This is a genomic window from Nonomuraea sp. KM90 (assembly GCF_052246675.1).
Lineage (GTDB): Bacteria > Actinomycetota > Actinomycetes > Streptosporangiales > Streptosporangiaceae > Nonomuraea.
Genome location: NZ_JBQQCB010000091.1, coordinates 1 through 20,215, shown reverse-complemented (window position 1 = coordinate 20,215; position 20,215 = coordinate 1). Strand labels below are relative to the sequence as shown.

Sequence of the window (20,215 nt, the reverse complement as noted above, 5' to 3'; positions counted from 1 at the left end):
GGCGCCGTCTATGCCAGGTGCTCGTGGGTGAGCCGGTCGAACACCTCACGCAGATCAAGGTCCCGGGCGAGGTCCAGCACCGCCCTGGCCATCACCGACTCGGGGCCCGTACCGGCCACCACCAGGCCGACGCGGGGTTCGCGCGCGGGCCGCTCCAGCCGGATCACCCGCATGCCCTCCGGCACGCCGAACATGTGCAGCCACGCGTGCGCGATCACGCTGGACCACCGGTGCGTGGCCACGTGGGCGAACAGGGCGGAGACGGTGTCGGTCTCGATCGCCGGGACGGCCACCGTTCCGGCCTGGCGGAAGTTGGCGTCCAGGATGCGGCGGTTGCGCATCTCGGGGGCGAGCAGGCACAGCGGCAGCGCGGCGACCTCGGCCCAGCGCGCCACCCGCCGGTCGGCCAGCTCGCCGTCGGACGGGGTGAGCAGCAGGTAGCGTTCCTCGTACAGCGGGCTGGTGCGCACCTCGCCGAAATCCTCCTCCTCGTCGTCGAGGTACGTCATCGCCATGTCGATCTCGTAGTCCGCCAGCCGCCGGGCGATCTCCCGGGACGACAGCGACGTCAGCCGCACCCGTACGTGCGGATAGCGCTCGCAGAACGGCGTGGTCAGCAGCGAGGCCGCGGTCAGCGCGGTCGGGATCGCCCCCATGCGCAGCGTCCCCGACAGCCCTTCCCGCATCCGGGACAGGTCCTGGCGCAGCCCGTCGGCGTCGGCGAGGATGCGGTGCGCCCACAGCACCACCCGCTCACCCTCGGGCGTCAGCCCGGCGAAGCGTTGCCCGCGCCGCACCAGCGGCACGTCCAGCTCGCGCTCCAGCTTGCGGATGGCCGCGGACAGCGATGGCTGGGAGACGTGACAGGCCGCGGCGGCGCGGGCGAAATGCCGCTCCCTGGCCAGGGCGACGAGGTACTCCAACTGGCGCAACAGCACGTCACAGGATGTCGCGTACGTACCTCTTCCGTCCACCCTCCGAGAGCCCGCCGGTCGGGCTCACCGCCGCCAGGTTGAGCGCCGCCCCCGCCGCCGGCCCGCATCGACGACCTGACCGCCCGCGGCCGGCGCGGCGACACCGCGAAGCTCCCGGTGCGCAACGGCTTCGCCTGACCCGCCGCGAGCTCGAGGTGCTGCGGGTCCCCCTCGCCGGCGCAGCACAGCGGCCATGACGAGGCAGGGACGGCACACGAGGTGTGTGGTTGCCGTGTGGACGCCCTTGAGCGCGGCCTGCTCATTCGGGGAAGTGCGCGCCTGTACCGCCCGCCGGATCCGCGTGGACACGGACTCGATGGCATTGGTCGAGTAGATCACCCTGGTCGACGAGCCGGAGGTTGTCTAGAGGTCGTCTATTGGGGCACCTACCCCGACTGTGCGACTAAACGCATTGCCCAGTGATCCGGAGTTCGGAGGAAGCAGATGAGCGACACCCAGGACAACACCCCCTCCAGCGCGCAGGGCGTGGATCGGAAGGCGGCGGCCGGCTACCCGCTCGCGCAGGATTCCGTGACCGCGCATGGCAGCGAGAGCGAGAACCCGGCAATCGACTCGCCGACCCCGAAGACCGGCGGTCGTCCGCGCACGAACCGGGACTGGTGGCCCAACCAGCTCGACCTGTCGGTCCTGCGTGCGCACTCGTCCAAGGGCAACCCACTGGCAGAGGGCTTCAGCTACGCCAAGGAGTTCGAGAAGCTCGACGTCGAGGCCCTCAAGCAGGACATCATCGAGGTGCTCACCACCTCGCAGGACTGGTGGCCGGCCGACTTCGGCCACTACGGCGGTCTCATGATCCGGATGAGCTGGCACGCCGCGGGCACCTACCGTATCCACGACGGTCGCGGCGGGGCCGGCGACGGCGGCCAGCGTTTCGCCCCGCTCAACAGCTGGCCCGACAACGCCAACCTCGACAAGGCCCGCCGGCTGCTGTGGCCGGTCAAGCAGAAGTACGGCCAGAAGATCTCGTGGGCCGACCTGCTCGTGCTCGCCGGCAACGTCGCCCTGGAGTCGATGGGCTTCAAGACCTTCGGCTTCGGCTTCGGCCGCGAGGACGTCTGGGAGCCTGAGGAGATCTTCTGGGGTCCGGAGGACGCCTGGCTCGGTGACGAGCGCTACGTCACCGACAACGAGATGGTGCCGAACGTCGGCGCGACCGAGATGGGCCTCATCTACGTCAACCCGGAGGGCCCCCGCGGCAACCCGGACCCGGCCGCGGCAGCGCATTTCATCCGCGAGACCTTCGGCCGGATGGCGATGAACGACGAGGAGACTGTCGCCCTCATCGCCGGCGGCCACACGTTTGGCAAGACCCACGGCGCCGGCATCGCGGACGACCACGTGGGGCCGGAGCCCGAGGCCGCGCCGCTGGAGGCGCAGGGCCTGGGCTGGCTGAGCAGCCACGGCACCGGCAAGGCAGGTGACACGATCACCAGCGGTCTCGAGGTGACGTGGACCGACCGGCCGACGCAGTGGAGCAACCGCTTCTTCGAGATCCTCTTCGGCCACGAGTGGGAGCTCACCACGAGCCCCGGCGGCGGGAAGCAGTGGGTCGCGAAGGACGCCGAGGCGATCATCCCGGACGCCCATGACCCGGCGAAGAAGCACAAGCCGACGATGCTCACGACCGACCTGGCGCTGCGCGTCGACCCGACGTACCAGAAGATCTCCCTCCACTTCCTGGAGAACCCCGACGAGTTCGCGCTGGCCTTCGCCAAGGCCTGGTACAAGCTGCTGCACCGCGACATGGGTCCGGTCACCCGCTTCCTCGGACCGTGGGTCGCCGAGCCCCAGCTGTGGCAGGACCCGGTGCCGGCGGTCGACCACGAACTCGTGGGCGACGCCGACGTCGCTTCCCTCAAGGCGAAGGTCCTGGAGTCCGGCCTCACGACCGCTCAGCTGGTCTCCACCGCCTGGGCCGCCGCCGCGAGCTTCCGGGCCACCGACAAGCGCGGCGGCGCCAACGGCGCCCGGCTCCGTCTCCGGCCGCAGCGCGACTGGGAGGTCAACCAGCCCGAGCAGCTCGCGACGGTCCTGGACACCCTCGAGGGCATCCAGCGCGAGTTCAACGAGCTCGGGGGCGCGAAGATCTCGCTCGCCGACCTGATCGTCCTGGCCGGCTCGGCCGCCGTCGAGAAGGCGGCACGCGAGGCCGGCGTGGAGGTGACGGTGCCGTTCCGCCCGGGCCGCACCGACGCCACCCAGGAGCAGACCGACGTCGAGTCCTTCCGGGTCCTCGAGCCGCGGGCCGACGGGTTCCGCAACTACCTGAGTTCCGGTGAGAAGACCCAACCGGAGGTGCTGCTCGTCGATCGTGCCTACCTGCTCAACCTGACCCCGCCCGAAATGACCGTCCTGCTCGGCGGCCTGCGTTCTCTCGGAGCCAACTTCGGCGGTACCCGGCACGGCGTCCTCACCGACCGGCCCGGCGTGCTCACCAACGACTTCTTCACCAACCTGCTCTCCCCGGGCACGCGGTGGAAGGCCTCGGGCTCCGAGGATCATGTGTACGAGATCCGCGACGTGGCCACCGATGAGGTGAAGTGGACCGCCACCGCGGTCGATCTCATCTTCGGCTCCAACTCCCAGCTACGAGCCCTCGCGGAGGTCTACGCCAGCCAGGACGCCCGCGACAAGTTCGTGACGGACTTCGTCGCAGCCTGGACCAAGGTCATGGAACTCGACCGGTTCGACCTCGCCTGACCCGTCCCCACCCGACGAGCCCGGTCGAGCCACCATGATCGACCGGGCCCGTCCGCCATGGGATCTGTCCGCACAACTCATCCACGGCGCGGGCTTCGATCCCGCCCTGGCGAAGGGCTCCTGCCTGCACGGGCTACGGCGCGACGACAAGTTCAGCTTCGGAAGCCGGGAACTCCATGGGCGGCTGATGGCGTGCCGTCACGGCTCGCGGAGTGGCTATCCCTTCTCGGTGGGGGATGCCTTGGGGCTGGACGTCGCGCTCGGCGAGAGCGTGGGCGTGGGGGTGGTCGTGGTTGTGGTCGTGGTCGTGGTCGTCGGCCGGGCCGTCGCGGAGGCCGAAGGCGGTGCGGTCCCGGCGGCGGGCGGGGAGGAGTTGCCGACCGACAGGTACGCCAGCACCCCGATCGCCACGAACACCACCGACACCACGGCGGCGGCGCCGTAGCCGACCCTGCGCCTGAGACGCCTGCGCTGCTCCTGCCGCAGAGCCTCCGCGCGCCGCATGGCAGCGCGCCTGCGCTTCACCTTTCGCTGTGACATGGAATCGCTCCCGAGTACGGTCTCGGGCGACACCATAAAAGGCGCCACATAATGTCGGTCTAAGCGGTCGAGCGCGTAAGTCCTTCGAGGGTTACGCGGCCTGGTCAAATACGGGAGGCTGTTGATCGCCGCCAAGGGGCTGCTCGGAGTTCGACCCTTTCTGTTCGTGCTGCTCGATCCGGGCCGGCAGGCCGTGCGTGGCATCCAGCACGATCCGGCCCCGGATCAAGAGCTGGTACGCGCCAGATGAGGGCGTAGAGCACCGGCTCGCCGTCCTTGCCCCGCCGCTTCACGATCGCGGCGTGGTCGCCGAGGTCGGTGGTGGCGGGAAGGTCACGTCGTCGATGGACTCACCGATGCGCTGCCCTTGCTCGCGCAGCGCCCGGAAGCGGCCCATGAACTGGGCCGTGGTCAGGGAGAACGGCGAACGGCTCCCACTGATGCGGCTGCGCCGTGGCGGCTCGGCCCGCCGCCGGGGCGCGGCCATCTACGCCGCCGGCTCCGCCCACCAGAGCCAATTACGCGGACGATATTTCGGTCTGGTCTCCGGAAGGCCGTTTCAAGGCCGTTGCTCGGCTGGTGGGTACGGCAGGCCGGCCGGATGCGGTTGCGCGGGTCGCCGGGTCAGGAACAGCACGAAACCGCTGACAGCAGCGACGATCAGCCCCACGACCAGAGGAAGCACCGTGAAGAGGTATCCCAACCTCCACGACAACGCGCTCGACAGCCCGTGATTGATCAACGGGCCAAGAATCAGAGCGAGGACACCAAGACCTGCCAGTATCGCGATCATCGCGCCCCGGCTGCGGCCCGCCCGCCGCGCGACCGCCACCGTCGCCCCCACCACGCCACCGGCACCGAGCCCGCTCAGCACCCGGCCGGTCACGTAGATTCCGCTGTCGGGGGCGAGCGCGTTCAGCAGTACACCGATGATCATGAAGGCGGTGGCCGTCATGCCCACCGTCGTCAGCAAACGTCCACCGAGGCCAACGCCCAGCGCTCCACCCGCTGCCGCGCTGACCAGGTACGCAACGAGAGTCATGAGCAGGGCGGTTTGGCCGGGCAAAGCCAGGTCCGACTGCAGCGAAACCCGCGCTGCGGGCCCGAAAGGCATCGTCAGCAGGTAAAGGCCGGTGAGCGCGGCGATCCCTGGGCCGATCAACGCCCATGCCGGTCGCTCCCCGCCCGGCAGAGCGGCATTCTGTTGCGGTTGATGATCGTGCATGGGGATCAGTTTGCACCGGACTTGACTACCCCGTCCATCCCACTGCAAGGAGAACACCGAACGCCCACCAGCGAAGAGCGAGATGCCTTCCCCCGGCCACTTCGAACGGCTCAAGCTCGCGGACGGCAGACGTCGAGGCTACGTGACCGCTTCGACGTGGTCGGCGTCGACCCCGCGCAACACCGTCGAGCCCGGCGGCGTGCTGCCGTACGAGTGCCCGACCGGGGCCGCCTGCACGGGGGTTCGACCGGAAGGTGGCCGCCGCCCCCAGCTTCACCTCGCCCGGCCCGGAACCGGACGTCCCGCACTGGGTCGAGCTGAGCGAGGCGATCAAGAAGGCCGCCGAGGGCGACGCCTCCGGGTTCGCCGGAGAGGTTTGGTCGTGGCAGCAGTCACGCGGCGGCGCATTGATCCGGAGCGTCGCTGTCATGGGCGAAGGCTCGGTGACGTGTACGGATGCGCGTGCCGGCGGCGCCGAGGACGAACCGCGGCTCGAAATACCGGTCATCGGCCAGGGCTGAGAGGGTGTCCGGCCGGCCGGACGGTCAGCGCGTTTCCGGTGGGCACCTCGCCGGGTGGTCGGGTCCGGTCGACGGGCCAGCCGTAGAGGGGGCGGCCGGCGGCCGTGAAGTCGCTGGAGGAGCCCGAAGGCTCACATGGTGGAGCCAGGCCCGCCGCGCCGGCGTCGCACGAGGTCGTCGGCGGCCTCCGGCCACTGCGGGTAGTCGAAGGCGAAGCCCGCTTCGAGCAGGCGGCCGGGGACGACGCGGCGGCTTTTCAACAGGAGTTCGGTGTCCGAGCGCAGCGCGAACGCGCCGAGCTCGGCCATCCACTTCGTTGCGGGCAGGCCCACCGGAACACCCCACGCGGCGCGCAGCACGCGCATGAACGTGCGCTGCGGTAAAGGAACGGGAGCGGCGAGGTTCACCGGCCCGGCGAGGTCGTCGCGGTCGGCCAGGAACTCGACGGCGCGGACGAAGTCGCGGTCGTGGATCCAGGACACGTACTGCGCGCCGCCGGCGATCGGGCCGCCAAGGCCGAGGCGCGCGAGCCGCTGCAAGGCGTCGAAGACGCCGCCGCGGTCGGGGCTCATCACCATGGCGGCGCGCATGCTGACCTTGCGCGTGTGCGGGGTTTCGGCCTGCTCCTGCTCCCGCTCCCACGCTTTCGCGATCTCGACGCTGTAGGCCCAGTAGCCGGGCACGCCCGGTTCGTTTCCGCCCACCACGCCGGTCGCCTCGTCGTTGGGGGCGTCGAAGCGGTGGGAGTAGAGCGTGGCGGTGCTCATCTGCAACCAGACGCGGGGAGGCCGTACGGCGGCCGCGACCGCCTCACCCACCGCCCGGGTGGAATGCACCCGCGAATCCATCATGGCCCGCAGATTGTCAGGCGTGTAACGACAGTTGACGCTGCGTCCGGCCAGATTGATCACTACGTCGCTGCCGTCGAGTTCCTTCGCCCATGGGCCAAGCGTCTGGGCATCCCAGCGGACGTCGCGATCGCGCACCGGCCGCCTGGTCAGGATCACAACGTTATGGCCGGCGGCGGTCAGCGCGCGACTGAGGATGGCGCCTACCTGTCCGGTTCCCCCGGGTATCACAATCTTCATCCGGCTTCTCCCAAGGTGAGTGGGACAAGCCTAGCGCGCCTGGCTGAACGCGTTCAAAAGTGGCTCATGCCGCGACAGCGTTACAAGGGCGCAGTGGCGGCACGTGTCGTCGGCGTGTCGACCAGCTGCGGATCGCTGTGGTTCCTGGATGCCGGCGGGATGCTCCTTCCTGATCTCGGCCCCGTATCGCCTGTCCGGCGCCAGAACGGCGAATACTGTAGCTGAGCTGGGCGTTCGCAGGGCGATCAGGCTGCATTGCGGTACTCGCTGATCAGTCCTGTGACGGTCTTTCGAGGGTGGATTCGGGAGGCCAACGCCGTCAGCCAGAGCCGGTCGGTGCGTCGCGGTGCGGCGGTCGGTTATTGTCCGGCCGCTCGGCGTGCCGCCGCCACGATCGTGTTGTCGCTGGTTGCCCAGGCCACCTCGAAGTAGTTGCCCTCGGGATCGGCCAGGTAGGCCGACCGTCCCTCGAAGAACTCGGCGTCCTCCGGCTCCTTGGTGATGCGCGCTCCCGCCTTGCGGAAGCGGTCGACCAGACGGTCCACGTCCTCGGCGCTGTCGGTCATGATGCCGATGGTGAAGCTGATGCCGTTGTCGATGGGGGCCGGCTCGGTGTTGCCGTCGGCCGCGAGGTTCTGCAGGGGGAAGAGTCCGAGCACGGCGCCGCGGAGCTCGAAGGCGGCGTAGTTGTCGTCGTCGACCACCTGCGGCCAGCCCATGCTGCGGTAGAAGTCGCGCTGGGCGGTGAAGTTGCGGACGCCGATGGTGAAGACGTTCGCCAGCGGGGCGGGGGAGTGGGGCATGACGCTCTCCTTGTCCTGGGGGTCTTCTCTCAAACGTGTCCCCGGCCCGTACCGCTTCTTAACGGCTTCACCGGTTGTGGGCTCGGGGTGCAGCCGGCAGCGATCCGGTGGTTGCGCAGTGCCCGGGGGAGTAGGCGGGCGAGGGCGCGGAGTAGGGCGCGGTCCGGCCAGGTGAGGCTTTGGCGGGGCAGAAGCTGTGCAGCCGTTCTGGAGCGTTACGGGGCCACCGGGGTGCCGATGTGGTGAGGCGCCGCGGCCGGGTGAGGTCGCCGATGATCTTGCGCGAAGGGTGACATACGGATGCCACATGTGCAGGTCAGCCCGGTCGGAGTCCCTTGGTGATGCGGGTGCGCAGGGCATGCAGGGCTTGCCTGAGTTCGGCCGGTTCGATGTCTGTGATGTCGGCGTCGAAGGTGAGGAGCAGCCCTGCCAGTCCTGGCCATGACCATGCGCCGAGGGTGAGTCGGCAGGTGGTTTCGGTGTCGTACCCGACTGTTGATCCGCCGGGGGCGAACCGGGCGACGGTGGAGGTGGGCAGGGCGAGGATGGCTGAGCCACGGCATGGCCATTCGGCGGCGGCGTCTCCGCGGTCGTGCGCGGTCATGACGAAGGCGGCGGGATCGCCGTGCGGGATGTCACGCCGGTCGAAGGAGGTGTGCGTGGGCATCCGTGGTCTGATGCGATCCACGCGCATCGCGCGCCATCGGTCCGCATCCGGGTCGAAGGCGACCAGATACCAGCGTGCGGCCCAGACCACGAGGTCGTGCGGCTCCAGCGTGAGCGTGACGGGTTCGCCGTCGCCGGTGTAGTCCACGCGAACGAGGTGCCGCCGGTTGATCGCGCTGCCGACGGCGCGGACGATCTCGGCGTCGATCGGTGGCGCGGGGAACTCCCAGTAGTTGCGGGCTGATGAGACGGTGAACGCTTCGGCGTGCAGGCGGCTGCGCGCGGGCATCGCCTGGTGCAGCGTGGCGAGAGCACGGGCCGCGTTCTCGCGGATGCCGGACAGGACCGTCGGCACGGTCTGGAGCGCGACCGCCGTGGCGACGGCCTGGTCCTCATCGAAGACGACCGGCGGCAGGCGGGTAGCACGACCGAGCCGATATCCCCCACCCGCTCCGCGGACGGCCTCGATCTCGTACCCGAGATCCCGGAGCGTATCGATGTCGCGACGTACGGTTCTCACTGACGTTCCAAGCCGGGAGGCGAGTTCCTCGGCGGTCAGGGTCGCACCGATCCCAAAGATGGACAGCAGCTTGAGCGTCCGCGCGGAGGTAGCAGCCATGATTGTCGGATTTTCTCACCTGTAGCGGTCACTCGATGGCAACTATGCCGGTGATGGTGGCCCGCATGACCGATTCACCGAGCCCCGGAGGGGGCACCCGTACCACTGAGGCTTCTCCGACACCCATCGCCGGCGCCGGCGGGACCGCGGCGCTGTTGGTGGTGCTCTTCGGTTCCTTCCTGGACCTTCTCGACGCGACGATCGTCACCGTCGCGGCCCCGGCGATAGCCCGGGACCTGGGTGCCGGCGACGCTCAGATCCAGTGGACGATCGCCGCCTACATCCTCGCCCTGGGCGCGGGCCTGATCACCGGTGGACGCCTCGGCGATCAGTACGGCCGCAAGCGGTTGTTCGTGATCGGGCTGGCCGGATTCATGGTCACCTCGGCGCTGTGCGCGCTGGCCGTCGATCCGGGGATGCTCATCGGCATGCGGGCCGGGCAGGGGCTGACCGCCGGGATCATGGTTCCGCAGGTGTTCGGGATCATCCGGGCGTCATTCGCTCCGGGCGAGCGTGCCAAGGCGTTCGGCGCCTACGGAGCGGTCCAGGGCCTCGCCTCGGTCGCCGGCCCGCTGCTGGGCGGGCTGCTCGTCGACACCAACCTGTTCGACCTGGGCTGGCGTACGATCTTCTGGATCAACGTGCCCGTCTCGATCCTGGCGCTCGTCATCGGCGCGAAGGTCCTGCCGGAGTCCCGCTCCGCCTCGACCGCGCGACTGGACCTCCCAGGCGCGCTCCTCGCGGCCACGGGCATCCTTCTCCTGCTGCTGCCGATCGTCCAGACCGAGACATGGGGATGGACCTGGGCCAGCTACGCCCTCCTCGCCGCCGGAATCATCGTGCTCGCGATCTTCCTCACCCACGAGCGCCGCCTCACCGGACACGGAGACGAACCCGTCTTCGACCCGGCTCTGCTGAGAATCCGCGCCTTCGCAGTCGGCCTGAGCGCTTCGGTGCTCTTCTTCGGCGGCATCGGGTCGTACTTCCTCACCCTCTCGATCTACCTCCAGAACGGAACCGGCCGCACCGCAGGGGAGACCGGCCTGGTGATCCTCCCGTACGCGCTCGGCTCGATCATCACCTCCGGCCTCGGCGTCGCGCTCGCCGCCAAGGCGGGCAGAACGCTCCTGATCGCCGGCTCGCTCACCATCGCGGCATCCCAGCTCGTCCTGTGGTCCATCGTCAAGGACGGCAACGATCCCGGATACTGGCTCCTCGCCCTCGCGCTCTTCATCGGTGGCCTCGGGCTCGGTCTCGCCGCACCCGTTCTCGTCAACGTCGTCCTCGCAGGCGTCCCCGGACGCAACGCGGGCGCCGCCGGCGGGGTGCTCTCCACCGCCAACCAGATCGGCGGCGCCGTCGGCATCGCCGTTCTCGGCACGATCTTCTTCACCTCCGTCACCGGGTCAGCCACCGGAGCGCCGGTGCCGGCCGACTACGGTCACGCGCTCAGCATCGTCCTGATCGTCTCCGCCGGGCTCTACCTGATCACGGTGCTCGTGCTGCTCGCACTCCCGAAAGCCGCAGTCGAGCATGCCGAGTAGAGAACCCCTGCCGCCCCCACGTCACGAGCGGCCGACCGGTCGGCAAGCCCGTACGTGATCAGGTACGTGAAAAGGGCCGATATCACGTACATGAGCGATCATGCGACGGCGGTGGGCCCCCAGGGCATCGGCCCGCCGGACCGCTGCGCGACTTCGGTACGTCCCATGGCATGGTGGCGGCGATCTTGGCAAGCTCCGCCATCACGTGGAACAGCCGCACGCTCACCTCGTGGGGTGGCTGTCGCGCAGCAGATCCGCCCCCATGTGCGTCGCGTCCTCCAGTTGGGCGACCTGGTCCAATCCGATCCATCCGCTGCGCCCGGAGGGCACACCGGCGTAGCCTCCTGACCCGCCGATCGGGACCGGAAAGGGCACTTCTTGCCTGCGGAAAGCCAGGTCAGGACTCTGGCGGTCTCCAGGGGAGTCGCTGAGAAGGATCAAGGGTCGAAGCTAGGGTCTGTGGGGTGCCGACACCGATGGAGACCGTCACCTCCGAGTCCGCGCAGCGGCTCCGCTCTGAGATGGTCGCGGCGCTGCTCGAGCAAGGCTCGATTCGCCGGCCCGAGGTGGCGGCGGCGTTTGGCAACGTTCCCCGTGAGGTTTTCGGCCCGGAAGCCACGAGCCTGAAGGCCGCCTACGCGGTCCACGAGGTCATCCGGACCCGGTTCGACGAGCGCGGGCGGGCCACCAGCTCTGTCAGTGCCCCTTGGTTGCAGGCGCAGATGATCGAAGCGGCACGGATCGGGTCGGGTGACCGGGTGCTGGAGATCGGTTCCGGTGGCTACAACGCCGCCGTCATCTCCGAGATCGTGGGACCGGAAGGGCACGTCGTCACCGTCGATATCGATCCATGGGTGTGCGAACGTGCGAGCAGATTCCTCGCCGAGACCGGCTACCCGCAGGTACAGGTCGTTCTCGGCGACGCCGAACACGCGGTCGACGATCTTGGCCCGTTCGACGCCATCTTGGTGACGGTCGGGGTCTGGGACTGCCCGTGGGGCAAACTGCTCGCACCGGGCGGTCGCCTGGTCGTTCCGCTGATCTTCAAGTCGACCACCAGGTCGATCACCTTCGTCCAGGAAGGAGATCGGCTCGTCGGCCGTGACCCCACCGTGTGCGGGTTCGTCGCGCTGCAGGGCGAGGGCGCCCACCGGTCCCAGGAAGCGGAACTGGCCGGCGGTGCCGTCTCGTTGACGATCGACGGCGGACCTGAACTCGACGAGGCCGCGCTCAACCGTGCCCTGGAGGGGGACCGGACAGAGTTGTGGACGGGGGTCACGGTCGACAGCCATGAGTCGTTCGAGACACTGAACCTGTGGATCGTGACCGAGGACGATCTGTTCGGGCTCATCTACCGCGACCCCGCCAGTGAATGCGCCCTCGTTCGCACCGCCGCCCGCTGGTTCTGCCCGGCACTCATCGCGCCCGACAGCTTCGCCTATCTCACGGCCCGCGAGGCCCACCGTGACGACCAGAGTGGCAAGGTCCGGCATGAATTCGGCATTTACGGACACGGCCCGCAGGGCGCCGATCTGGCCCGCCGGCTGCATGATCACGTACTGACCTGGGACCGTGACCGGCGGCACCGCCCCGGGCCCGGCTTCACCCTCTACCCGGCGGGCGCCGCAGTCCCCGAACCTGCCGTGGGACGGGTATTCCGCAAGCGCCACACGCAGCTGGTCATGCAGTGGCGGACGTGATCAGGGTTCAGGCCGAACCCCGCGGGGTGCGAGCGGCGGTGGAGGCGGCGTCTGGGTGGTATGCCCGGACGCAGGCCGTAACGTGTTCACGGGATGGGAGCGCAGACGCCGGTTGCCACGGGCGACCAGGGCGACCGCCCTGGTCGCCCGCGCGTGCGGTGGCGCCACCGCCACCGGTGACGACCGCGACCGTTCCGTCCAGCGATGGGTGTCTCATGCCGTGGGGTCGAGGACGGCGCGGAAGCGGGCGTCGCCGTTGATCATGTGCTGGTAGGCCTTGGGTGCCTCGCTCAGCGGGAACACCTCGTTGTGGGACCGGATGCCGTGGTCGAGGGTGAAGTGCAGGTTGTCCTCGTTCTCGATCGCGGTGCCGGTCAGGCTGCCCCGCACGACGTGCTCGCCGAAGATGAGGTCGCTCGTGGCCACCTGGATCGGGTCGGGGGCGGCTCCGACGACGACCAGTTCGCCGCGCCGGCCGAGCCCTTGCAGCAGTGGCGACATCGACGCGCCGGAGGCGGCGGTGGCAACGATGACCGCGGCCCCGCCGAGCTGGCGCAGGGCGGCGCCGGGGTCGGTCTGCGTGCTGTCGATGTAGTGGTGGGCGCCGAGCTCGGCGGCGAGCGTGGCCTTGGCGGTGCCCCGGGCGATGGCGACGACCCGGTGGCCCAGCGCGCGGGCGTACTGGATGCCGAGGTGGCCGAGGCCGCCGATGCCCTGCACCGCGACCAGTGAGCCGGGCCGCGCCGAGGCCGAGATCAGCGCGTTGTACATGGTCAGGCCCGCGCACAGCAGTGGCGCGCCGGCGAGAGCGTCGAGGCCGGGCGGGATCCGTACGAGGCCGGTCGCCCGCGCGTAGGTAACTTCGGCGTAGCCGCCGTCGATGCCGGTGCCCGTCTGCGGCTGGTCGGAGCAGTTGACGAAGTCGCCGCGCCGGCACGCCTGACAGGTGTTGTCCTGGCCGCCGAGGAATCCGACGCCGACGCGGTCGCCGACCTGCCACGTCGGATCGACCCCGTCGCCGAGGGCCTCGATCACGCCGATGATCTCGTGGCCGGGCACGATCGGCGCCGAGGGATCGGGCCGCAGCCCCTCCACGGCGAGGACGTCGGTGTGGCAGATGCCGCAGGCCTCGACCCGGATGCGCACCTGACCGGGTGACGGCTCGTGCCGCTCGCGCTCGACGAGGGTGAACTGCCGCTGGCCGGTGACGATGAAGGCCCGGTAGGTGGAGTCCTGCCCGGCGGAGGCCGGATGGGTGGAGCCGCGGTAGGTGTTCTCGCTCATGCCGGCAGCTCGCTTCCGGCCTGCTCGCGTACCAGGTAGTCGGCGTACCAGTCCGGCCAGTTGGGGTCTTCGGCGCCGGTGCGGGCCTCGTGCTCGCCGTGTGCGGCGGCGGCGCGGCGCAGCGCGGCGGCGAGGTCGGCGGTGGAGGCGTACGTGGTGGCGGACGGGTCCACCCGTCCCGGGAGCCGGGTGGTGACCTCCTGCAGCACCCAGCCGTTGCCGTCGGGGTCGCTGAACGACAGGAACGAGCCGTAGCTGCTGCGCTGCGGATCCGCGCCAGGGATCCGGGCGTCGGTGCCGGCGTGGTGGAAGACGCCGCCGGCGTCGTGGAAGACCTCGCTGGGTTCGGCGCCGAGCCGCTTGAGTTCGTCGTGGGCGGCGGCGATGTCGTCGACGATCAGGTGCAGGCCCTGCGCCGAGCCCGGCGTCTGCGACGTGACCGACGTACCGAAGATGACCGAGGCCGGCGAGCCGGGCGGGGTCACCTGCACGACCCGGAAGTCCTCACCGGTGGCGATGTCGGCGTCCAGCCGCCAGCCCAGTCCCGTGTAGAAGTCCTTGGCCCGGTCGACGTCCGCGACCGGTACCACGACCACTTCTAGCTTCATGTCCATGATGTGCGCCTCCTGCGCTTGGTAGGAAATGCCGGCAATGCGAGAGGCTCGCGCAGCCGGCTGCGATCGCTTGTCCTCAGTCGAGGTGGGAGACCTGGTAGTGGGTGATGCGCCAGCCGTCTTCGGTCCGTTTCACGAGCACGCTGAGCCACACGTGGAGGGTGGGCCGGTCGGTGAAGGTGAAGTCGACGGCGAGGTAGCCGAGGACGAGGTCGTCGGCGAGGGCCCGGGTCTCGACGATGCGGTAGGCGGCGGCCAGCCCGGGCGGCTGCGAGTCGTAGTAGGCGGCGATGCCGGGCCGGCCGACGCTGTAGGGACGCAATCCCTGGAAGATCGCGTCCTCGGTGAACAGGGCGGCGACCTGCTGCGGCCGGTGTGCGTCGACGCCGGCTCTCCACCGGTCAAGGACGTCCCGGAGCACCGCTTCGGTGTCGGTGTTCATGGTCAGTGTCCGGCGCTCATGCCGCCGTCGACATGGAGGATCTCACCGGTGACGAACGGGGCCTGCTCCAGGAACACGACCGCGTCCACCACATCGCTGATCTCGCCGAGCCGGCCCACCGGGTGCAGCCCGGCGAGGACTTCGTGGGTCTCCTCCGGGTGCATGGGCGTCTTGATGGTGCCCGGCGAGACGGCGTTGACGCGGATGCCGCGCTTGGCGTACTCGATGGCCAGGGACTTCGTGGCGGACTGCAGGCCGCCCTTGCTGAGGCTGGCCAGCACGGACGGGACCCGGGCGTCGGCGTTGTCGACCAGGCTGGTGGTGATGCTGACGACGTGACCGCCGCCATCCTGAGCGAGCATGCGCTCGATGGCGAGCTGGGTGATGTGGAAGAAACCGTCGATGTTGACTCCCCTGACGGCGGCGTAGTCGTCCACGGTGTAATCGGTGAACGGCTTCGCCACGAAGATGCCGGCGTTGTTGACCAGGCTGTCGACCCGGCCGAAGCGCTCGACGGCGGCGGCCACGGCGCGTTCGGCGGTGGCGCGGTCGGCGACGTCGCCCTGGACGGTCACGACACCCGGGTCGGTGGAGGGGGCGATCGTGCGCGAGACGGCGACGACGCCGTAGCCGAGCTTGCGGTAGGCGTCGACGACGGCGGCGCCGATGCCCTGCGAGGCGCCGGTGACGATGGCGACCTTCTGAGAACTCATGATGACCTTCCTTGAAGAGTTAGTAGACAACCGGTCGTCTATTTGGCTGAACGTAGACGGCAGGAGAAGGGAAGTCAAAGGCGTACGCCGCCCGCGCCAGGATCGGCTTTCTCCTACCTGATAGGCGTAGGCTCCTACCGCAGGTCAGCGGCGGTGCGGGGAGCCAGGGGGCAGCCGGGCGTCCGAGCCTTGGATGCCGAAGTCCCCTCGTCGCCCAGGGCCTCGGCGACGGCCAGGACGGAGGGGCGGGTGGCGCCGGCGGTCCGCGCTGCTTCCTCTGGCCATCGCGGGCGGTACGGGCAGTCAGGTCAGGAGGGAGCCAGTTGGCGTAACCGAGCCGTAGCGGCTCCGATCCGGACAGGCGGCGGACCCGGCTGTGGAGGTTGTCGGCGGCGGCCGGCAGCTCTTTGGTGCGCGGCAGCGGGGCGGCGCCGACCGGGGTCAGCTCTTCGGCGACCGCGGCGAAGTCTTGCGAAGCTCTACGAGCCTGGGTGCGAGGCTTTGCCTACCACCAGGGAGGACGCCGGTCGTGGCGGCCGGCCAGGGGAAGCGCGCACCATGAAACCATGACCGCCCGATTTCGAGTGATCTGCCCATGACCGGACGTTCCCTGACCGCCGCCCTCCCGGTCCGGACGGGCGGGGCTGCGCTCCGCTCGCCCTGGGTCCACGTCGGCCAGGCGGCCGCGGCGCTCGCCGCGGGCATGGGGATCGGCCGGTTCGTCTACACCCCGATCCTGCCCCTGATGCACGCCCAGGCCGGCTTGTCCGCGACGACCGGGGCGAACCTGGCGACGGCCAACTACGTCGGCTATCTCCTCGGGGCGCTCGCCGGCAGCGTGTCGCCCGCGCTGATCCGCAGGCCCGCCCCGCTGCGGGCCGGCCTCGTCGTGCTGACCATGAGCCTGGCCGCGATGCCGCTCACCGGCGGTGCGGCGGTGTGGATCACGCTGCGGCTGATCGCCGGGGTGAGCAGTGCGCTGATCTTCGTCACCGCGGCCAGTTCCCTGCTCAGCCACCTGCGCGAGCATCCCACGCACCTGCCGGGCTGGGCGTTCGGAGGCGTTGGGGGCGGCATCGCGCTGTCCGGCCTGCTCGTGCTCGTGGTGCGTTCGGCCGCCGACTGGCGGGCGGCCTGGTGGGCGTCGGCCCTGCTGGTCGCGCTGCTCACCGCCGCCGCATGGAACCTGCGCCCGGAGACCCCGCAGGCCAAGCCCGCCAGGTCCGGTGGGGTGAAGGCCGGCGGAGCGGCGCTGCGGGGTCGGTTCGCCGTGCTGTTCACCTCGTACACGCTCGAAGGCGTCGGTTACATCGTCGCGGCCACGTTCCTGGCGGCGGCGATCGAGGAGACGAGCCCCGGGTGGGTGGGGAGCTGCGCCTGGGTGCTGGTCGGGGTGGCGGCCGTGCCGTCCGCGGCCTTGTGGGCCCGGCTCGGGCGCCGCTGGTCGGTGCCGGGGCTGCTGCTCACCGCCCTCGTCATCCAGGCGGGCGGCATCGTGCTGCCGGCCCTGGTGCCGGGGGTGACGACCGCGCTCGTCGCGGCGGTGCTGTTCGGGGCGACGTTCATCGGGGTCAGCACGCTCTCCCTGGACGCGGGCGCCCGCCTGCGCTTTCCCCGCTCCGTCGCGCTGCTGACCACCGGGTACTCCGTGGGCCAGATCCTCGGTCCCCTGGTCGTGGCCCCGCTGCTGCGCCACGGTTACCACCGGGCGCTGATCCTGGCTGGCGCCATCGTTCTGGCGGCGGCCGTGGCCGCTGCTGTGCTGCGCGTTAGCTACCCGCGCCACTCCGCTTAGCGGCGGGGGTCAGAGGGCCTCGGGCACCTTGTTCTGCGCCTGGGCGCCGAGGACCGCCAGGCAGTTCGCCCACAGGGAACCGAGCGGGTGCGGGTCGTTGGAGAGCATGGCGAGCAGCACCTGCCTCTCCAACTGCGCCACCACCGACCGCGCGGCCTCCCGGGTGTCGGCCACGGTCACCTCGTAGGTGCCCGGAACTCGGCCATCGGGTTGGCCTGGGGTGGGTTCGGCGTTCCCGTTCTGGTGGGCATGATCGCTGCTCATGGTGCTGTGGTCGCTTCATGCCAGGCTTGCCGGGTTGGCTGGTGCTGCCGGCTCGCTCCCCGCCGACCTCATCGACCGGCATCAGCTTGCCTGCCGGCCCATCCGGGACATGGCCCTCAACCAAGATCGAGAACAGGCTCAAGAAGTGTGCATCAAACGCCCTTCAGAACACGATCAAGTGCCGCCCGGCCTGCAGGTCCCCAGCTCGGTTTACCGCCGGGAAGGCCCCGATCTCCGTTCTGCCCCATGAGCATCAGGAAGAGGCTCTTCATAGCGGCCAGCCCGCGGGCGCGCCGGATCGTCGCCTCGTCGGCGTGCGCGTACGCGTCGAAGAATCGTGCGGCCGCGCCCGCGGGCAGCAGCACCCACGCGGCGCCGAGGTCCCACGCCGGGTCGCTGGCGAACAAGGCACCGAAATCGATCACGCCCGAGAGTGTTCCGTTCGAGACGATGACATTGGCGGGATGGAGGTCGCCGTGCACCCACACCGGCGGGCCTTCCCACTCGGGGGCCGCGACGGCATCGGCCCAGACGGCCCGGACGGCGCGGACATCGCCGACGGCGTCGGGGTCAATGGCCTACAAGAACTGCTCGAAGCCGCCCGTGCACCTCTTTGGGTGAGCGCCGAAGTCCGAACTGGCCGGGGCCTCGGCGGGCGCCTCCCCATGGAGCGCCTGGAGGAAGCCCGCCAGTGTGTCGGCCGCGTGGGCGCCGCGGCTGATCGAGCCGTGGTCCAGCGGCTCGCCGGGAACCCACGTCATCACGGTCCAGTGTTTGGGGAAGCGCGCGGACGGTTCGCCGAACCGCACCGGGGTCGGCACCGGGAGCGGCAGGCGCGGGGCCAGCACGGGTAGCCACCGCCGCTCCTTGAGCTGGAGCTCCGGGGTGGGGTCCATGCGCTGCATGCGCACGGCCAACTCGTCCCCGAGACGCCACATCTGGTTGCCCCAGCCACCCGCCACCTCGCGGATGGCCAGCCCTGCAAGGTCTGGATGTTGATCCTGCAGCAGGTCGCGGACCAGGTCTGCGGTGATCTCGATCTCGGTATCGGTCATGCGAAGTCACAGTACTGAGGTGGCAGGCGGAGCGGCTCTCGCTCTCCGCGCGGCCGGTTGGAGGAGATCCGTGACAACCTCGTCGCCCGCATCGCTGAGGCCGAACGCGAAGGCTGGCTCGGGGAAGTAGTAGGCCTCAAGGTGAGCCTCGTCGACGCAGAAGACAAACTTGCCCAGATCGACCGGCGTTCCCACCAGCGAACAGTCGTCGGCCTCGGCATGCCTACCGCCAGGAGTAAAGATCATTGAGCACCGAAGTCGTACATACAACTCGCCTGCTGTGACGTTACTGTGAGCGGATGAGTGAGGAGTTGTCGCCGCAGGTGTTCTCGAATCGCTGGGCTGAGGCCGTTGGTCCCGGCGGCCAAGGTTCGCCTCGTGATCTCTGCGGGTGCATCGAGCAGACCAGCACCAAGCCGCAGCGAACGACCCGCTTCCACCGAGAACGCCAGGACACCACGGCATCCGGATGGATCCGCCTTCTCGAGCTGATTGAAGAGGCAGCAGCCGACGGACGGGAGGTCTTCAAGCCGCTGGTCGAACTCACCGCGGAACAGCGGCGCCAGGTCGTCACGCTCCCGCCAACCATCGCCAAACTCACCTCGGTGAAACACCTCGTGCTCTATGGCAGCAATTTGGTGCGTATCCCGCCTGAGATCGGCGCTATGCGAAGCCTTGAGGAGTTCACCCCGTATACCTCCTACCGCCTGCACTGGTTCCCGTACGAGATCACCCGGTGCCCCAACCTACAGCGCAGCACGGTGAGCACCCGCGCCCTCTACGGTAACTACAAGCGGCGACCGCCCTTTCCGCTGTTGTCGGCCGTAGCGGCAGGCACCCAAGACATTGGCCTCGAAGACCTAGACCCCGGTGTATGGGGTGCCTCCGCCATCCGTACGTGCAGCGTTTGCGATCAGCACGTCGAAGGCGTGAACCTCCGCCAGGTCTGGATCTCCCTATGGACGTCGGGCGCTGACATTCTGCCCTTGCTGGTCAACGCCTGCTCGACGGCATGCGTCGAGGCGCTTCCCGTGCCTGCCGAAGGCTACGTCCAGATGCCGCACACGGGCGGGCCAAGGGTCGAGCAGCCCTCCGCTGGCCGACGACCTCGTTAACGTGGTGCGGACCCAGCAGAAGACCGTAGTTCAGAGAAGCCTGTGTCAGCTGTGCTCTTCTTCGCGTTGATCCAGCTCAGATGCCTCGACGTGAAGAAATTCGCGCCAACCCGATCGACCGCCTCTCCGAAGCCAAGGATCAAGGCTGGCTCGGTGAAGTCTCCGCGATCGAGAGCACTCTCGCCGCCCCTGAGCAGAAGCTTCAGGCCATGCGGGCAGCGGCTGCGCGCACAAGCATCGTGAGCCTGGGTATGCCCAGTGTCCACCGTGACCCCCTCGCCGGTGAGTGGCCCAGATCGCCAGTGGGGGAACAAAGCTCGCAGGCTCAGCCGATAACAACGCGGCCATGTCTTGACCTGAGAGGACGGGCGGGATCCCGCCCAGCAGGCTCGCCAGCGCTTTCTTAGCCTGAATCCACGGCTTGATTCTTGGTGATCATTTCTCGGTCCAATTCGTCGACGAGGACCGTTCCCGCAGGTAGAGGCCTTGGTTTCAGAGCGTGAGGCACCTGCCGTGCTCGGGTCGCGGCTTG

At 69.5% G+C, this 20,215-nt stretch carries 20 protein-coding genes and 3 pseudogenes; 10 read left to right on the top strand and 13 right to left on the bottom strand.

Annotated features, from left to right (window positions below):
* Positions 1–8: 8 nt before the first annotated feature.
* Together ACTWPW_RS46875 and ACTWPW_RS46870 are read right to left on the bottom strand one after the other, a co-directional pair.
* The gene (locus ACTWPW_RS46875) at positions 9–938 is read right to left on the bottom strand and encodes a LysR family transcriptional regulator (RefSeq protein ID WP_443172553.1); all 930 of its coding nucleotides are present in this window, start codon (positions 936–938) and stop codon (positions 9–11) included.
* 252 nt (positions 939–1,190) lie between these two features.
* Positions 1,191–1,316 (bottom strand): annotated as a pseudogene (locus tag ACTWPW_RS46870) (transposase); the annotation flags it as partial.
* Between the two features lie 102 nt (positions 1,317–1,418).
* Here ACTWPW_RS46870 and katG point away from each other — a divergent pair.
* The 3 genes from katG (at position 1,419) to ACTWPW_RS46855 (ending at position 4,485) form a co-directional block, all read left to right on the top strand.
* Positions 1,419–3,695 (top strand): catalase/peroxidase HPI, encoded by a 2,277-nt coding sequence (gene katG / locus ACTWPW_RS46865; protein WP_443172552.1) that lies wholly within the window; start codon positions 1,419–1,421, stop codon positions 3,693–3,695.
* 34 nt (positions 3,696–3,729) lie between these two features.
* Positions 3,730–4,140, top strand: a complete 411-nt coding sequence (locus ACTWPW_RS46860; RefSeq protein WP_443172551.1) for a hypothetical protein — start codon at positions 3,730–3,732, stop codon at positions 4,138–4,140.
* 216 nt (positions 4,141–4,356) lie between these two features.
* Entirely contained in the window at positions 4,357–4,485 is a 129-nt protein-coding gene (locus ACTWPW_RS46855) for a hypothetical protein (RefSeq protein ID WP_443172550.1), read from the top strand.
* A 39-nt stretch (positions 4,486–4,524) separates the two neighbouring features.
* Here ACTWPW_RS46855 and ACTWPW_RS46850 read toward each other — a convergent pair whose 3' ends face one another.
* Positions 4,525–4,722 (bottom strand): hypothetical protein, encoded by a 198-nt coding sequence (locus ACTWPW_RS46850; RefSeq protein ID WP_443172549.1) that lies wholly within the window; start codon positions 4,720–4,722, stop codon positions 4,525–4,527.
* A 72-nt stretch (positions 4,723–4,794) separates the two neighbouring features.
* The gene (locus ACTWPW_RS46845; RefSeq protein ID WP_443172548.1) at positions 4,795–5,460 is read right to left on the bottom strand and encodes an MFS transporter; all 666 of its coding nucleotides are present in this window, start codon (positions 5,458–5,460) and stop codon (positions 4,795–4,797) included.
* 254 nt (positions 5,461–5,714) lie between these two features.
* Between ACTWPW_RS46845 and ACTWPW_RS46840 the strand changes: the two genes are divergently transcribed.
* Entirely contained in the window at positions 5,715–5,981 is a 267-nt protein-coding gene (locus ACTWPW_RS46840) for a hypothetical protein (RefSeq protein WP_443172547.1), read from the top strand.
* Between the two features lie 131 nt (positions 5,982–6,112).
* Here the strand turns inward: ACTWPW_RS46840 and ACTWPW_RS46835 are convergent, their stop codons facing one another.
* On the bottom strand, positions 6,113–7,069 hold the full coding sequence (locus ACTWPW_RS46835; RefSeq protein ID WP_443172546.1) for a TIGR01777 family oxidoreductase: 957 nt from the start codon (positions 7,067–7,069) through the stop codon (positions 6,113–6,115).
* A 66-nt stretch (positions 7,070–7,135) separates the two neighbouring features.
* Here ACTWPW_RS46835 and ACTWPW_RS46830 point away from each other — a divergent pair.
* Positions 7,136–7,261: pseudogene (locus ACTWPW_RS46830) on the top strand (IS30 family transposase); the annotation flags it as partial.
* Positions 7,262–7,428: 167 nt separating this feature from the next.
* On the opposite strand, the gene ACTWPW_RS46825 reads toward ACTWPW_RS46830, so the two are convergent.
* Both ACTWPW_RS46825 and ACTWPW_RS46820 read right to left on the bottom strand, forming a co-directional pair.
* On the bottom strand, positions 7,429–7,872 hold the full coding sequence (locus tag ACTWPW_RS46825; protein ID WP_375117698.1) for a VOC family protein: 444 nt from the start codon (positions 7,870–7,872) through the stop codon (positions 7,429–7,431).
* A gap of 316 nt (positions 7,873–8,188) precedes the next feature.
* Positions 8,189–9,157 (bottom strand): helix-turn-helix transcriptional regulator, encoded by a 969-nt coding sequence (locus ACTWPW_RS46820; RefSeq protein ID WP_375117697.1) that lies wholly within the window; start codon positions 9,155–9,157, stop codon positions 8,189–8,191.
* A 65-nt stretch (positions 9,158–9,222) separates the two neighbouring features.
* On the opposite strand from ACTWPW_RS46820, the gene ACTWPW_RS46815 reads away from it, so the two are divergent.
* Both ACTWPW_RS46815 and fxlM read left to right on the top strand, forming a co-directional pair.
* A complete protein-coding gene (locus ACTWPW_RS46815) occupies positions 9,223–10,701 on the top strand; it encodes an MFS transporter (protein WP_443172545.1) in 1,479 nt (492 codons plus the stop codon).
* 476 nt (positions 10,702–11,177) lie between these two features.
* Complete coding sequence (fxlM, locus tag ACTWPW_RS46810) at positions 11,178–12,401, top strand: methyltransferase, FxLD system (protein ID WP_443172544.1); 1,224 nt, start codon at positions 11,178–11,180, stop codon at positions 12,399–12,401.
* Positions 12,402–12,614: 213 nt separating this feature from the next.
* On the opposite strand, the gene ACTWPW_RS46805 is transcribed toward fxlM, so the two are convergent.
* The 4 genes from ACTWPW_RS46805 to ACTWPW_RS46790 all read right to left on the bottom strand — a co-directional run bounded on the left by ACTWPW_RS46805 (position 12,615) and on the right by ACTWPW_RS46790 (position 15,454).
* Entirely contained in the window at positions 12,615–13,685 is a 1,071-nt protein-coding gene (locus ACTWPW_RS46805; protein ID WP_443172543.1) for an alcohol dehydrogenase catalytic domain-containing protein, read from the bottom strand.
* The gene (locus ACTWPW_RS46800; RefSeq protein ID WP_443172542.1) at positions 13,682–14,299 is read right to left on the bottom strand and encodes a VOC family protein; all 618 of its coding nucleotides are present in this window, start codon (positions 14,297–14,299) and stop codon (positions 13,682–13,684) included. Before ACTWPW_RS46800 ends, ACTWPW_RS46805 begins: the two co-directional genes overlap by 4 nt.
* A gap of 76 nt (positions 14,300–14,375) precedes the next feature.
* Positions 14,376–14,741: an SgcJ/EcaC family oxidoreductase gene (locus ACTWPW_RS46795; protein ID WP_443172541.1), complete on the bottom strand. Its 366-nt coding sequence runs from the start codon at positions 14,739–14,741 to the stop codon at positions 14,376–14,378.
* A 2-nt stretch (positions 14,742–14,743) separates the two neighbouring features.
* Positions 14,744–15,454 carry an SDR family NAD(P)-dependent oxidoreductase gene (locus ACTWPW_RS46790; protein ID WP_443172540.1) on the bottom strand — a complete coding sequence of 237 codons (711 nt, stop codon included), beginning with the start codon at positions 15,452–15,454 and terminating at the stop codon, positions 14,744–14,746.
* 595 nt (positions 15,455–16,049) lie between these two features.
* Between ACTWPW_RS46790 and ACTWPW_RS46785 the strand changes: the two genes are divergently transcribed.
* Positions 16,050–17,249, top strand: a complete 1,200-nt coding sequence (locus tag ACTWPW_RS46785) for a YbfB/YjiJ family MFS transporter (RefSeq protein ID WP_443172539.1) — start codon at positions 16,050–16,052, stop codon at positions 17,247–17,249.
* Between the two features lie 9 nt (positions 17,250–17,258).
* Here the strand turns inward: ACTWPW_RS46785 and ACTWPW_RS46780 are convergent, their stop codons facing one another.
* Together ACTWPW_RS46780 and ACTWPW_RS46775 are read right to left on the bottom strand one after the other, a co-directional pair.
* Complete coding sequence (locus tag ACTWPW_RS46780) at positions 17,259–17,513, bottom strand: hypothetical protein (RefSeq protein WP_443172538.1); 255 nt, start codon at positions 17,511–17,513, stop codon at positions 17,259–17,261.
* 152 nt (positions 17,514–17,665) lie between these two features.
* Positions 17,666–18,568: pseudogene (locus tag ACTWPW_RS46775) on the bottom strand (aminoglycoside phosphotransferase family protein).
* Positions 18,569–18,625: 57 nt separating this feature from the next.
* Here ACTWPW_RS46775 and ACTWPW_RS46770 point away from each other — a divergent pair.
* On the top strand, positions 18,626–18,817 hold the full coding sequence (locus tag ACTWPW_RS46770; RefSeq protein WP_443172537.1) for a hypothetical protein: 192 nt from the start codon (positions 18,626–18,628) through the stop codon (positions 18,815–18,817).
* A 50-nt stretch (positions 18,818–18,867) separates the two neighbouring features.
* The gene (locus ACTWPW_RS46765; RefSeq protein WP_375117689.1) at positions 18,868–19,683 is read left to right on the top strand and encodes a hypothetical protein; all 816 of its coding nucleotides are present in this window, start codon (positions 18,868–18,870) and stop codon (positions 19,681–19,683) included.
* Positions 19,684–20,215: the final 532 nt, after the last annotated feature.